The 13,238-nt window shown below is 75.6% G+C and carries 11 protein-coding genes; 4 read left to right on the forward strand and 7 right to left on the reverse strand.

Translation table 11 applies throughout. The annotated features are described in order from the left end of the window. Positions 1-26: 26 nt before the first annotated feature. The 4 genes from ET526_RS10055 to ET526_RS10070 all read right to left on the reverse strand — a co-directional run bounded on the left by ET526_RS10055 (position 27) and on the right by ET526_RS10070 (position 4,762). On the reverse strand, positions 27-1,994 hold the full coding sequence (locus ET526_RS10055; RefSeq protein ID WP_135467558.1) for a polysaccharide biosynthesis protein: 1,968 nt from the start codon (positions 1,992-1,994) through the stop codon (positions 27-29). Positions 1,995-2,003: 9 nt separating this feature from the next. Further along, on the reverse strand, positions 2,004-3,158 hold the full coding sequence (locus ET526_RS10060) for a glycosyltransferase (protein WP_135467559.1): 1,155 nt from the start codon (positions 3,156-3,158) through the stop codon (positions 2,004-2,006). Continuing rightward, complete coding sequence (gene wecB / locus ET526_RS10065) at positions 3,155-4,240, reverse strand: non-hydrolyzing UDP-N-acetylglucosamine 2-epimerase (protein ID WP_135467560.1); 1,086 nt, start codon at positions 4,238-4,240, stop codon at positions 3,155-3,157. Before wecB ends, ET526_RS10060 begins: the two co-directional genes overlap by 4 nt. A gap of 69 nt (positions 4,241-4,309) precedes the next feature. Continuing rightward, a complete protein-coding gene (locus ET526_RS10070; protein ID WP_135467561.1) occupies positions 4,310-4,762 on the reverse strand; it encodes an Lrp/AsnC family transcriptional regulator in 453 nt (150 codons plus the stop codon). 156 nt (positions 4,763-4,918) lie between these two features. On the opposite strand from ET526_RS10070, the gene ET526_RS10075 reads away from it, so the two are divergent. Next, the gene (locus ET526_RS10075) at positions 4,919-8,374 is read left to right on the forward strand and encodes an indolepyruvate ferredoxin oxidoreductase family protein (RefSeq protein ID WP_135467562.1); all 3,456 of its coding nucleotides are present in this window, start codon (positions 4,919-4,921) and stop codon (positions 8,372-8,374) included. Here the strand turns inward: ET526_RS10075 and ET526_RS10080 are convergent. Continuing rightward, a complete protein-coding gene (locus ET526_RS10080) occupies positions 8,337-8,981 on the reverse strand; it encodes a hypothetical protein (RefSeq protein WP_135467563.1) in 645 nt (214 codons plus the stop codon). The genes ET526_RS10075 and ET526_RS10080 overlap by 38 nt on opposite strands. A gap of 122 nt (positions 8,982-9,103) precedes the next feature. Between ET526_RS10080 and ET526_RS10085 the strand changes: the two genes are divergently transcribed. Genes ET526_RS10085 through ET526_RS10095 form a run of 3 tightly spaced genes read left to right on the forward strand, consistent with a single transcriptional unit; the run spans position 9,104 to position 11,323 of the window. Beyond that, positions 9,104-10,264 (forward strand): acyl-CoA dehydrogenase family protein, encoded by a 1,161-nt coding sequence (locus tag ET526_RS10085; protein ID WP_135467564.1) that lies wholly within the window; start codon positions 9,104-9,106, stop codon positions 10,262-10,264. Between the two features lie 18 nt (positions 10,265-10,282). Beyond that, on the forward strand, positions 10,283-10,921 hold the full coding sequence (gene maiA, locus ET526_RS10090) for a maleylacetoacetate isomerase (RefSeq protein WP_135467565.1): 639 nt from the start codon (positions 10,283-10,285) through the stop codon (positions 10,919-10,921). Between the two features lie 45 nt (positions 10,922-10,966). Further along, positions 10,967-11,323: a hypothetical protein gene (locus tag ET526_RS10095; RefSeq protein WP_135467566.1), complete on the forward strand. Its 357-nt coding sequence runs from the start codon at positions 10,967-10,969 to the stop codon at positions 11,321-11,323. Positions 11,324-11,576: 253 nt separating this feature from the next. Here ET526_RS10095 and ET526_RS10100 read toward each other — a convergent pair whose 3' ends face one another. Continuing rightward, positions 11,577-11,807 (reverse strand): ribbon-helix-helix domain-containing protein, encoded by a 231-nt coding sequence (locus ET526_RS10100; RefSeq protein WP_135467567.1) that lies wholly within the window; start codon positions 11,805-11,807, stop codon positions 11,577-11,579. Further along, positions 11,804-13,228, reverse strand: coding sequence for a class II fumarate hydratase (gene fumC / locus ET526_RS10105; protein ID WP_135467568.1), 1,425 nt, complete (start codon positions 13,226-13,228; stop codon positions 11,804-11,806). Before fumC ends, ET526_RS10100 begins: the two co-directional genes overlap by 4 nt. Positions 13,229-13,238 lie beyond the last annotated feature (10 nt).

Raw genomic sequence — 13,238 nt, forward strand, 5'->3', positions numbered from 1 at the left:
GAAGGCGGCGCCGGCCCGCCGCGGGATCAGGGCGCGCGTCCCTCGGCGCGCGCCGCGGCTGGCGCGCTGTCGGCGTTGTGGTCGAACTCCGGCACCAGCCGGCCGAGCTGCGCCAGCGCCGCGCGCGCATGGCCGGCGCGGCAGGCGGAGGCGATCTCGTCGATCGCGCGCCCGACCAGCGCGGGATCGGCGGTGCGCGGCGTCGCCACCAGCAGGCCGGGGAAGGCGGTCGGGCGCGGCGGCTCCTGGCCGTGGAACAGCTCCTCGTACAGCTTCTCGCCGGGGCGCAGCCCGGTGAAGCGGATCTCCACATCCTCCTCGGGCCTGAGGCCGGCGAGGCGGATCATGCGCCGCGCCAGATCGACGATCTTCACCGGCTTGCCCATGTCGAGCACGAAGATGCCGCCCTCGGCCAGCTCGGGCGGCTGGTCGGCGCGGTCCTCGGCGCCGATCACGCTCGCCTGCAGCACAAGGCCGACCGCCTCGCGCACCGTCATGAAATAGCGGCGCATGTCCGGGTGGGTGACGGTGAGCGGCCCGCCGCGCTCGAGCTGGCGGCGGAACAGCGGCACGACGGAGCCGGTGGAGCCGAGCACGTTGCCGAAGCGCACGGTGACGCAGCGCATGCCGCGCCCGCCGGTGCGCGCCGACATGTCGAGCGCCTGGCAGTACATCTCCGCCAGCCGCTTCGAGGCGCCCATCACCGAGGTCGGGTTCACCGCCTTGTCGGTGGAGATGAACACCATGGCGCGGCAGCCCACCGCGGCGGCGGCGTCGGCGACGATGCGCGTGCCCTGGGCGTTGGTCAGCAGCCCCTCCAGCGGATCGTTCTCCACCATCGGCACGTGCTTGAGCGCGGCGGCGTGGAAGACGAGCTCGGGGCGGATCTCCTCGAACAGGCGGCGGATGCGGCCCTCGTCGCGGATGTCGGCGAGCACGGCGCGGCGCGGCACGTCCGGATGGCGCTCGCGCAGCTCGAGGTCGATCTCGTAGAGGACGTACTCGCCGTGATCGAGCAGGGTGAGCTGCGCCGGCCCGAGGGCGGCCACCTGCCGCGCCAGCTCGCCGCCGATCGTGCCCCCGGCGCCGGTGACCAGCACGCGCCTGCCCTGCACCAGCCGCGCCATGCCCTCGCGGTCGAGCGGCACCTGCGGGCGGTCCAGCAGGTCCTCGATCGCGACCGGGCGCAGGTGCAGGCGGGTGCGGCCGGCGGGGCCGATCTGGTCGGCAAGGCGCCGCGCCGCGGGATCGAGGGCGGTGACCGAGGGGGCGCGGCGCACCGGCACGCCGTGGCGGTCCGCGGCGTCCAGCAGCCGTTCCAGCGCCAGCCCCTGCACCTGCGGCGTCGCCAGCACGATCAGCGCCGGCAGCCTGCCCTCCGCGCGCATCCGCTCGAGCACCGGGGCGATGTCGTCCACCGTGCCGAGGATGGGGTGGCCGTGGATCCGCCGCCCCGTCTGGCGCGAGCGCAGGGAGAGGATGCCGACGACGCGGAAGGTCGGCGCGCGCTCCTGCGCCAGCGCCCGGATGAACAGGTCGGCGCCGTCTCCCGCGCCGACCAGCAGCACCGGCTGCGGCTCCATGCCGCCCTCGCCGGCGTGTCGGGCGTGGTGCAGGCGCCCCGCCACGCGCGGTGCGCCGAGCATGGCCCCGAGCGCGAGGGCGTGGACCAGGGGGAAGGCCGGGTTGGGCGGCCGCCAGGCGCCCGCGAGGTGCAGCCCGCCCCAGAACAGCAGCGCGCCCCCCGCCGCCGCGGCGGCGAGGCCGAGCAGGTCGCGCAGCCCGGCATAGCGCCAGTACTGCTGGGGCACGCGCAGCGGCGCCCCGACGGCCTGCAGGGCGAGCACCGCCCCCGCCAGCGCTCCGGGCCACCAGCCGGCGCCCGGCCAGGCGCCCGGGGCGGCCAGCAGCAGCGCCGCCGGCACCGCGGCCGCGGCGATGAGGCTGTCGATCAGGAGGTTGAGCAGGATCCGATGCGGCGCGCGGCGGGCCATGGGCACCGCCTATAGGACGGCCGCGCCGCCGGGGCCAGCAGGCGGCAGCGGCGCGAGCCGCCGGTACAGGGCGACCAGCCGCGCCGCCTCCCCCGCCCAGCCGAAGCGGGTGAGCGCCGCCCGCCGCCCCGCCGCGCCGAGCGCCGCGCGCCGCGCCGGGTCGGCCAGGCGGGCGATGGCGGCGGCGATGGCGGCGGGGTCGGCGCTGTCCACCACCTCGCCGCAGCCTGCCGCGCGCACCGCCGCCGCCACCTCCTCGGCGAAGGCGGGAACGATCACCGGCAGGCCGGCCAGCATGCAGTCGAACAGCTTGTGCGGCAGGGCGAGGCGGTGGTTGGTCTCGCCCGGCTGGAACAGCACCAGGCCGATATCGGCCTCCGCGACGCGCGCCAGCGCCTCCCGCTGCGGCAGCCAGGGCAGGCGCTCGATCCGCCCCTCCAGCCCGAGGGCGGCGGCGCGGGCGAGGAAGGCGGCCTCGCTGCCGTCGGTGAAGCGCCCGACCAGGCGCAGCCGCGTGTCCGGCGGGGCGAGGGCCAGCGCCCCCAGCATCTGCGGCCAGCCGCGCGAGGCGGTGAGCGCCCCGCTGTGCACCAGGGTGAGCGGCCCCGGGCCGTGGGCCCGCGGGGCGACGGGCAGGTCGGGGGCGTAGTTGCGCACCGCCACGGTGCGGCCGGGGGCGGCGAAATCCTCCGCCAGCCCGTCCTTCGCCACCACCACCGCATCCGCCGCGCGCCCGGCGGCGCGGCAGAGCGCGCGCAGCGCGGCGCGGGCCAGGGGGCGCAGCGGGGCGGGCAGGCGGGCGTCGAGGCGGCTGGGGTAATGCTCGTGCACGTCGAGCACCACCCGCGCCCCGCTCGCCCGCGCCGCGAGCAGGGCGGCGAGCCAGGCATCCGGCTCGCTGGCGTGCAGCACCGCCGCGCCGCTTTCCGCCGCCCGGCGGGCCAGGGCGGGCAGGCCGAGCAGCCGGCCGCGCCAGCCGCCGCGGCGGCGGTAGGTCTCGATCGCCACGCCGGCGACGCCGCGCGCCGCCTCCGGCGGGCCGGGGCAGAGGTGGCGTACCCGCCAGCCGGCCTCGGCCAGCGCCGCGCCCTCCTTGCGCACCACCCGCACGTCGTCGGGCGGATGCGCCGCCGAGAGCATCACCACCAGCGGCGCGGCGCTCACGCGGCGAGGCCCAGATGGCCGGCCAGATGCGCCACCATGCGCGGCCCCGCCCCGCCATCCCAGAGCGGGATCGGCCGCGCCCTCGGCCACGCCCCGGCGAGCACCGCCGCCACCGCCCCCGGCAGCGCCGTCGGCGCGACCAGGCGGCTGGAGCCCGCCTCCAGCGTCACCGGCCGCTCGGTGGAGGGGCGGAGGGTCAGGCAGGGCAGGTCGAGCGCCGTCGCCTCCTCCTGCACCCCGCCGCTGTCGCTCGCCACCAGCCGTGCGCGGGCGAGCAGGCCGAGGAAGTCGAGATAGGGCAGGGGGGGCAGCACCCGAATCCCCGGCGGCACCGCCAGCCCGTGCTCGGCCAGCCGCCGCCGCGCCCGGGGGTGCATCGGCCAGGCGAGCGGCAGGCGCGCGGCGGCGGCGCCGAGGGCCGCCAGCAGCGCCGCGAAGGCCGCCGGGTCGTCCACATTGGCGGCGCGGTGCAGGGTGACGACGCCGTAGTCCCCCGGCGCCAGCCCCTCCGGCAGCGGGCGGGCGCGGGCGGCGGGGAGGGAGCGGCGCAGCGTGTCCACCATGGCGTTGCCGACGGCGCGCACCGCCCCGGGCGGATGCCCCTCGGCCAGCAGGCGGGCGGCGGAGGCCTCGTCCGGGGCCCAGAGCAGGTCACTGATGGCGTCCACGGCGCGGCGGTTGATCTCCTCCGGCATGGCGCGGTCGCCGTTGCGCAGCCCCGCCTCCAGATGCGCCACCGGCAGGCCGAGCTTGCGCGCCGCGAGCGCCGCGGCGAGGGTGCCGTCCACATCGCCCGCCACCACCACCAGCGCCGGGCGGCGGGCGCGCCAGGCGGCCTCGGCGGCGATCATGCTGCGGCCGGTAAGCTCCGCGTGGCTGCCCCCCGAAACGTTAAGGGCGATCTCCGGCGCCGGCAGGCCGAGGCCGTCCAGATGGGCGCCGAACATGGCATCGTCCTGGTGCTGACCGGTGTGCAGCAGCACCGGCCGCAGCGGGAAGCCGGGCGGGATGGCGTGCCAGAGCGCGGCGAGCTTGGGCAGGTTCGGCCGGGCCGCGGCGACGAGGTGGAGCTCGTCCGTCACGGCGGGGCGGGCTGGCGCGGCACGGGGCGACTCGCGGGGAGGATGGTGCGGTGCCGCAATGGTGCCGCGTCAGGGCGCCGGCGTCCAGCTCTGCTTCAGGCAGCGCAGGGTGAAGCTGGTGCGGGTGTGGCGCACGCCGGGCAGGCGGTAGATCTTCTCGCGCAGCAGCCGCTCGTAGCCCGCGGTGCCGCCGACCGCGGCCTTGACCACGTAGTCGTACTCGCCGGTGACGAGCCAGGCCTCGATCACCTCCGGCATCTCGGTGACCGCCTGCTCGAAGCGGCGCAGGCTCTCCTCGTCATGGGTCGCCATCATCACCTCGATGATGACGGTGTCGGGCAGGCCGAGCGCCGCCTGGTCGAGGATCGCGACATAGCCCCGGATCACCCCCGCCTGCTCCAGCCGCCGCACCCGCGTCCAGCAGGGGGAGGGGGAGAGGCCCACCTGCTCGGCCAGCTCGGCGTTGGTCAGGCGGGCGTTGCGATGCAGGGCGCGGAGGATCCGGCGGTCGGTAGCGTCCATGGCGGAAGCTTCTTCCGTCCCTTCGGCGCTGCACAACAGAATTCGGCATGAACTTCCGGGGTCCGCGGTCCATCCTTCCATGCGGCCCGCCGCGCCTGGGGATTGCCGGGCGGCGGCGCCGGGCCGACATTGGCGGCCAGCGCGGGAGGTGACGACATGGGCAGCATCCGACGCCCCGAGGCCACGCTCGAGGACCGCTGGGAGAAATCCGGCGACACGCTGCTGCTCACCGGCATCCAGGCGCTGGTGCGGCTGCCGATGCTGCGCCACGAGCTCGACCGCGCCATGGGCTGGAAGACCGGCGGCTACATCAGCGGCTACCGCGGCTCCCCCCTCGGCGGCTACGACCGGGAGCTGGCGCGGCAGGCGAAGCGCCTCGCCGCGCACGACATCATCTTCCAGCCCGGGCTGAACGAGGACCTCGCCGCCACCGCCATCTGGGGCACGCAGCAGATCGGCTACTATCCCGGCGCCAGGTTCGAGGGCGTGTTCGGCATCTGGTACGGCAAGGGGCCGGGGGTGGACCGCAGCGGCGACGTGCTGCGCCACGCCAACGGCGCCGGCACCTCGCCCAAGGGCGGCGTGCTGGCGCTGGCCGGGGACGATCCCTCCTCCAAATCCTCCACCGTCACCAGCGGCTGCGAGCACAGCTTCATGGACGTGGAGATCCCGGTGCTCGACCCCTCGGGGGTGGCGGAGGTGCTGGAGTTCGGCATCAAGGGCCTCGCGCTGTCGCGCTTCTCCGGCCTCTGGGTCGGGCTGAAATGCGTGGCGGAGACCATGGACGGCAGCGCCACGCTCCGCCTCGACCCCGCCGACTACGCCACCCTCGCGCCGAACGACGTGGCGATGCCGCCGGACGGGCTGCACTACCGCCCCGGCGACATGCCGATCCCGCAGGAGGAGCGGCTGCGCCGCTTCAAGCTGCCCGCCGCCCTCGCCTTCGCCCGCGTCAACGGCTTCGACCGCATCGTGCTGGACGGCCCGAAGGCGCGCTTCGGCATCGTCACGCGCGGCAAGGCCTACAACACGCTGCGTCAGGCGCTGCTCGACGCCGGCATCACCGACGAGATGGCGCGCCTCGCCGGCCTGAGGCTGTGGAAGGTCGGCCTCGCCTGGCCGCTGGACGCGGAGGGCGCGCGGGAATTCGCCCGCGGGCTGGAGGAGGTGCTGGTGGTCGAGGACCGCCGCGCCTTCCTGGAGCCGCAGCTCCGCGACGCGCTCTACCACCTGCCCGACCGCCCGCGCATCGTCGGCAAGCGCGACGAGACGGGGGCGCCGCTGCTCTCCGAGCTGACCGAGCTCGACACCGGCGCGGTGCTGCGCGCGCTGGCGGCACGGCTGCCGGAGGCGCTGCGCACCGAGCGGCTCCGCGCCCGCGTGGCGGAGATGGAGGCGCTGGCGCGCGCGCAGCTCGCCCCGGTGCATGACCGCATTCCCTATTTCTGCCCGGGCTGCCCCCACAATTCCTCGACGCGGGTGCCGGAAGGCTCGGTCGCCCATGCCGGGATCGGCTGCCACTACCTCGCCAAGTTCATGGGCCGCTCGACCGAGCTCGCCACGCACATGGGCGGGGAGGGCGCGCTCTGGCTCGGCCAGGCGCCCTTCGTGGAGGAGAAGCACGTCTTCGCCAACATGGGCGACGGCACCTACGCCCATTCGGGCAGCATGGCGATCCGCGCCGCCGTCGCCGCCAAGGCCACCATCACCTACAAGATCCTGGTCAACAGCGCCGTCGCCATGACCGGCGGGCAGACGCCCGAGGGGGAGATGACGGTGCCGCGCATCGCCGCGCAGGTGCGCGCCGAGGGGGTGGAGCGCATCGCCGTGGTCTCCGACGACCCGGAGCGCCACCGCGGCGACCCGATGATGCCGAAGGGCGTCACCTATCACCACCGCCGCGACCTCGACCTGGTGCAGCGCGCGCTGCGCGAGACGCCGGGCGTGACGGTGCTGATCTACGACCAGCAATGCGCCACCGAGCGGCGGCGCAAGCGCAAGCGCGGCCTGCAGCCGCAGGCGGCGCGGCGCGCCGTGATCAACCCCCGCGTCTGCGAGGATTGCGGCGACTGCTCCCGCGCCTCCAACTGCCTGGCGGTGGAGCCGGTCGAGACGCCCTTCGGCCGCAAGCGCGCCATCGACCAGAGCGCCTGCAACCAGGACCTCTCCTGCGTCGAGGGCTTCTGCCCCTCCTTCGTCACGCTGGAGGGGGCGGAGCCGGTGCGGCCGGAGCCGCCCCTCCCCGCGGGCCCGCTGCCCGAGCCGGCGCGCGCGGAGGTGCGGGAGGGCGAGAGCGCCTACAACATCCTGATCGCCGGGGTGGGCGGGCAGGGGGTGACGGCGCTCGCCGCGATCCTCGCGCAGGCGGCGCATCTGGAGGGGCGGCCGGTGCGCACGGTGGACCAGCTCGGCCTGGCGCAGAAGGGCGGCGGCGTCTTCGCCCAGCTCCGCATCGGGCGGGTGGGCGACGCGGCGGAGGCGATCGACGCGCCGCGCATCGGCCTCGGCCAGACCGATCTGCTGCTCTCCTCCGACCTCGTGGTGGCGCATGGGCGGACGGCGCGTCCGCTGCTCGGCGAGGGGCGCACCGTGGCGGTGCTGAACACCGGGCTGCAGCCGACCGCGCAATTCGTGCTCGACACCGCCACCCGCTACGACCGCGGCGCCATGCTGGAGAGCGTGCGGAAAGCCTGCCGCGAGGTGGTGGCGCTGCCGGCGCTCGGGGAGGTGGAGCGCGCCTTCGGCGACCTGATCTACCTGAACGTCTGGCTGCTCGGCTTCGCCTACCAGCGCGGCCTGGTGCCGGTCTCGGCCGAGGCGATCGAGCGCGGGCTGGAGCTGAACGGCGCGGCGGTGGAGCGCAACAAGGCGGCCTTCGCTCTCGGCCGCGCCGCCGCTCTCGCCCCGCCCGCACCGGCGGGCGAGGCGGAGGAGACGCTGGAGGCGCTGGTCGCCCGCCGCGTCGCCGACCTCACGGATTACCAGAACGCCCGCTACGCCCGCGACTACGCCGCCTTCGTCGAGACGGTGCGCGCCGCCGAGCAGGCGGCGGTGCCGGGGGAGGAGCGCCTCGCCCGCGCGGTCGCCATCCAGCTCCACCGCCTCATGGCCTACAAGGACGAGTACGAGGTGGCGCGGCTGCACAGCCTGCCGGAGTGGCGCGCGCAGCTTGCCCACGGCTTCACCGGCACGCGGCGCGTCGCGCTGCACCTCGCCCCGCCCGCCCTGGCAAGGCCCGACCCGGTCACCGGCCTTCCGCGCAAGCGCGCCTTCGGGCCATGGATGCTGCGGGCGATGGGGCTGCTGCGCCACGGCAAGGTGCTGCGCGGTACGCCTCTCGATCCCTTCGGCCGTACCGAGGAGCGGCGGATGGAGCGGGCACTGCCAGGCGAGTACCGCGCTGGCATCGAGCGGCTGCTGCGCCTCCTTTCGCCCGAGACCCATGGGCGGATCTGCGACTGGGCGGAGGCCGCCGCCGGCATCAAGGGCTTCGGCCACATCAAGGCGCGCAACGCGCAGGCGGCGCGGGAGCGGATGGCGGCGATCGAGGCGTCGCTCGCCGCCCCCGCCGGCCTCAGCGCTTCGGCGGCCCCTGCGATGGCTGCGGAGTAGCGGCCACCGCCGTCGCCGGGGCCTGCGCCACCAGCGCCACCTGGATCGGCTGCGCCTTGTCGGTGTTCCGCCGCAGGCTGACGACGCGCGGCCGGCCCTGCACCAGGGCGCGCGGCATCACCAGCACCGCGCGCTCGACCCGTACCTGCTGCCCGGACTGGTCCGGCGGGCGTGGCAGCTCGGTCACCGCCTGGTCCTCCCGGGCGGCGAGCGCGCGCACCATGGCATCGAAGGCCCGCTCCACCTCGCCCGTGTCGACGCCGCCGAGGCCGAGTTCGCAGACGGCGGCGTGCTCGGCCCAGACCAGCAGGGCGGGCGCGCCGCCCGCGGGGCGGGCCAGCACCGTCAGCGGCTGCCCGGCGAAGGCCCCGCCGCCCATGGCGGCGAGGCGCCGGGCATCCACCGGCAGGAAGCCATAGGGGGCGGCGCGGCGCGCCACCTCGGCGCCGTCGAGCACCGCGCAGATGTCGGCGAAGGCCTGCACCGCCGCGGCGCCGGGAGAGGGGGCGCCGGCGGCGAACCTGTCGCCGCCCGGCCCGGCGCAGGCGGCGGCGGCCAGCGCCGCGGCCAGCATGGCCCCATGCCGGGCGGGGATGCGGAAGGTCATGCTCGTCCTTTTCCTCGGCGGCCCCCATTTCCCCACCGGCGGGCGGGACGGTCAACGGGATTGACGCCGCCCCCGTCCCGCCCGATCCCGGCACGGGACGTCGCCATGCGCGGAGGAGACCCATGCAGCCCGACCACCCGCCCGCCTTCGACCTGCCCGAGGCGACACGGGAGTTGCGCGAGACCGCCCTTGCCTTCGCCCGCGAGGTGCTGGCGCCGAGGGCGCTGGAATGGGACGCGGCCCGCCATTTCCCGCTGGAGGAGATGCGCCAGGCCGCCGCCCTCGGCATGGCCGCGCTCTACGTGCGGGAGGAGAGCGGCGGGGCGGGCCTGACACGCCTCGACGCGGCGGTGGTGTTCGAGGCGCTGTCCACCGGCTGCCCGACCGTCGCCGCCTTCCTCTCCATCCACAACATGGTCGCCTGGATGATCGACCGCTTCGGCAACGAGGCGCAGCGCGCCGAGTGGCTGCCGGAGCTGGTGCCGATGCGCAAGGTGGCGAGCTACTGCCTGACCGAGCCCGGCTCGGGCAGCGACGCGGCGGCGCTGCGCACCCGGGCACGGCGCGAGGGCGGGGAGTACGTGCTGGATGGGGCCAAGCAGTTCATCTCCGGCGCCGGCGCCTCCGACCTCTACCTCACCATGGTGCGCACCGGCGGCGAGGGGCCGGGCGGCATCTCGGCGCTGCTGATCCCGAAGGACACGCCCGGCCTCTCCTTCGGCAAGAACGAGCACAAGATGGGCTGGAACGCCCAGCCGACGCGGCAGGTGATCCTCGAGGGGGCGCGCGTGCCCGCCACCGCGCTGCTCGGCGAGGAGGGGCAGGGCTTCCGCTTCGCCATGGCGGGGCTGGACGGCGGGCGGCTGAACATCGCCGCCTGCGCGCTCGGGGGGGCGCAGGACGCGCTGGACAAGGCGCTCGCCTATGTGCAGGAGCGCCAGGCCTTCGGCCGCCCCGTCGCCGAGTTCCAGAACACGCAGTTCCGCCTGGCCGACATGCGCACCGAGCTGGAGGCGGCCCGCGCCCTGCTCTGGCGCGCCTGCGCGAAGCTGGACGCCGGGGCGCCCGACGCCACCGCCTTCTGCGCCATGGCCAAGCGCTTCGTCACCGACACCGCGCACAGGGTCGCGGACGAGGCGCTGCAGCTCCTCGGCGGCTATGGCTACCTGCACGAGTACGGCATCGAGAAGATCGTGCGCGACCTGCGCGTGCACCGCATCCTGGAAGGCACCAACGAGATCATGCGGGTGATCGTGGCGCGGCACATGCTCGGCCGGCGCTGAGCACGGGAGGAGCGAGGGATGATCCTGCACGGCTACTGGCGGTCCTCGGCGGCATACCGGGTGCGGATCGCGCTGAACCTCAAGGGCATCGCGGTGGAGCACCGCGTCCGCCACCTGCGCCGGGGCGAGCAGCGGGAGGCGGCGTATCTCCGCCTCAACCCGCAGGGGCTGGTGCCGGCGCTCGAACTCGATGACGGGACGGTGCTGACCCAGTCTCTGGCCATCGTCGAATACCTGGAGGAGACGCATCCCGAGCCGCCGCTGCTGCCGCGCGAGGCGGTGGCGCGGGCGCGGGTGCGCGCCTTCGCCCAGGCGATCGCGGCCGAGATCCATGCGGTGCAGAACCTGAAGGTGCTGAACCGCCTGAAGGCGCTGGGCCACGGGCAGGAGGAGGCGAATGCCTGGGCGCGCGAGACCATCGCCGAGGGCCTCGCCGCCTGCGAGGCGCTGGTGCGGGCGGCCGGCGCGCCCGGCCCCTTCTGCTTCGGCGCCGCGCCGAGCCTGGCCGAGATCTGCCTGGTGCCGCAGCTCTACAACGCCCGGCGCTTCGGGGTGGAGCTGGCGGGGCTGCCGCGCCTCCTGGCCGCGGAGGCGGCCTGCCTCGCCCTGCCCGCCTTCGCCGAGGCGGCGCCCGAGCGGCAGCCGGATGCGGAGTGACGCGGCGCGCTTGGAATCGTTCCGGGTCTGCATTATGAAGGGCGCATGATGCCTTCGCGCCCCGCCGCCCTTCTCCTCCTGGCCGCGCTGGTTCCCTGCGGCGCGGCGCGGGCGCAGCTTGCCACCATCGTGGTGCCGGCGGAGGCCGGCGTGGTGGTCCCGCCGCGCGGTGCCCCCCCGGCGCGTGCCGCCACGGTCCCCCGGGCCGAGCTTCCGGTGCGGGTGCCGCCGCCCCGCAGCCTTCCCGCGCCGGTGGCGGCCGCGCCGCTGCCCGTGGCGGCCGCCCCCGCCACCTCCGCCGCGGCGGCCCTGCTGGCCCTGGTGCCCCTCGCGGCGGCGGCGGCGCTGGCGAGCGGCCTGCCGGGCAGCGGCGGCGCCTCGGGGCCGGCGCGGACGCGGTAGAGCGGATCGCGGAGGGCCGGAACCGGCCGGACGCGCGACTCTGCTCCACGAAGGATGGACCAGAGCCGTTTCCGCACCCGCAGCCGGGTGGAAACGGCTCCGGCGCCCGATCCGCGGAGAGGGGAGCGCCGGAGCGGCGACCCGGCCGCCCGGTCAGAAATGGAAGCGAGATCCGTCGCGGCGGAGCACGCCGCAGGCCACGGATCGCCGCGTGCCGCCGGCGGGCGCGGGCCGCGCTGATCGGGCTCCGGCGTCAGGCGACGCGGCCCCGCTCCTCCAGCGCGAAGACGCGCAGCGCGCTCGCCAGGGGCAGCCCTGCATCCGTCCGCGCCGCGTCCACCTGCGCCACCAGCGCGGCGAGGCTGAGGCCCCGCGCCCGCGCCGCCGCCTCCAGCGCCGCCCAGAAGGCGGGCTCGAGCGCGACCGAGGTGCGATGGCCCGCCAGGGCGAAGCTGCGCTTGCGCAGGTGGCGCGGCGCCCTCATCCGCCGCCTTCCAGCGTCGCCCCGGGCTCGACCATCTCCTCCGGCCGCACCCAGCGGTCGAACTCCTCGGGGGAGACGTAGCCGAGCCGCGCCGCGGCCTCCTTCAGCGTCAGGTTCTCGGCCAGCGCCTTCTTGCCGATCGCCACCGCCTTGTCGTAGCCGATGCGCGGGTTCAGCGCGGTGACCAGCATCAGCGACTTCGCCAGGTTCTCCGCGATCCGCTCCCGGTTCGGCTCCAGCTTCTCCACCATGTTGTGGGCGAAGCTCTCGGAGGCGTCGGCGAGCAGGGTGGCCGACTGCAGCACGGCGTGGATGATCACCGGCTTGAACACGTTGAGCTCGAGGTGCCCCTGCGCGCCGCCGATGGTGACGGTGACGTTGTTGCCCATCACCTGCGCGCAGACCATGGTCAGCGCCTCGGCCTGCGTCGGGTTGGTCTTGCCCGGCATGATGCTGCTGGAGAGCCCGTCCGAGGGGATCACCAGCTCGGCCAGGCCGGCGCGCGGGCCGCTGCCGAGCAGGCGGATGTCGTTCGCCACCTTGTTCAGCGACACCGCGACGACGTTCATCGCCCCCGAAAGCTCGACGAAGGCGTCGTGCGCCGCCATGCCCTCGAACTTGTTCGGGTTGGGACGGAAGGCGAGGCCGGTGCGCTCGGCGATGATCTCGCAGAACACGCGGTCGAAGTCGCGGTGGCGGTTGAGGCCGGTGCCGACCGCGGTGCCGCCCTGCGGCAGCAGCAGGAGCCGCGGCAGGCAGGCGCGCAGCCGCTCGATGCCGAGCTCCACCTGCCGCGCCCAGGCGCCGAATTCCTGCCCCAGCGTCATCGGCACCGCGTCCATCAGGTGGGTGCGGCCGAGCTTGACGATGCCCGCCCATTCCTCGGAGCGCTTCCACAGCGCCGCGTGCAGCCGGCCGAGGGCCGGGACCAGCCGGCCCTCCACCGCCTCCGCCGCGGCGATGTGCATGATGGTCGGGAAATTGTCGTTGGAGGACTGGCCGCGGTTGACGTGGTCGTTCGGGTGCACCGGCTTGCGCGACCCGAGCGGTGCCCCGAGGAGCTCGTTCGCCCGGTTGGCGATCACCTCGTTGGCGTTCATGTTGGTCTGGGTGCCCGAGCCGGTCTGCCAGACGGGCAGCGGGAAGTCCTCGTCGCGCCTGCCTTCCGCCACCTCCTGCGCCGCCTCGCGGATGGCGCGGGCGATCTCGGGCGGCAGCTCGCCCAGGCGCTCATTGGCCTCGGCGCAGGCCCATTTGTGCAGGCCGACGGCGCGGATCAGCCCGGGCGGCAGGCGTTCCGTGCCGATGCGGAACAGGCGCCGCGCCCGCTCCGTCTGCGGCCCCCAGTAGCGGTCGGCGGGGATCTCGATGCTGCCGAGGCTGTCGGTCTCCGTGCGCGTCGCGCCGAGCGTCTCTTCCATGCGCCTGGTC

The sequence above is a fragment of the Crenalkalicoccus roseus genome, assembly GCF_004761865.1.
GTDB classification, from domain to species: domain Bacteria; phylum Pseudomonadota; class Alphaproteobacteria; order Acetobacterales; family Acetobacteraceae; genus Crenalkalicoccus; species Crenalkalicoccus roseus.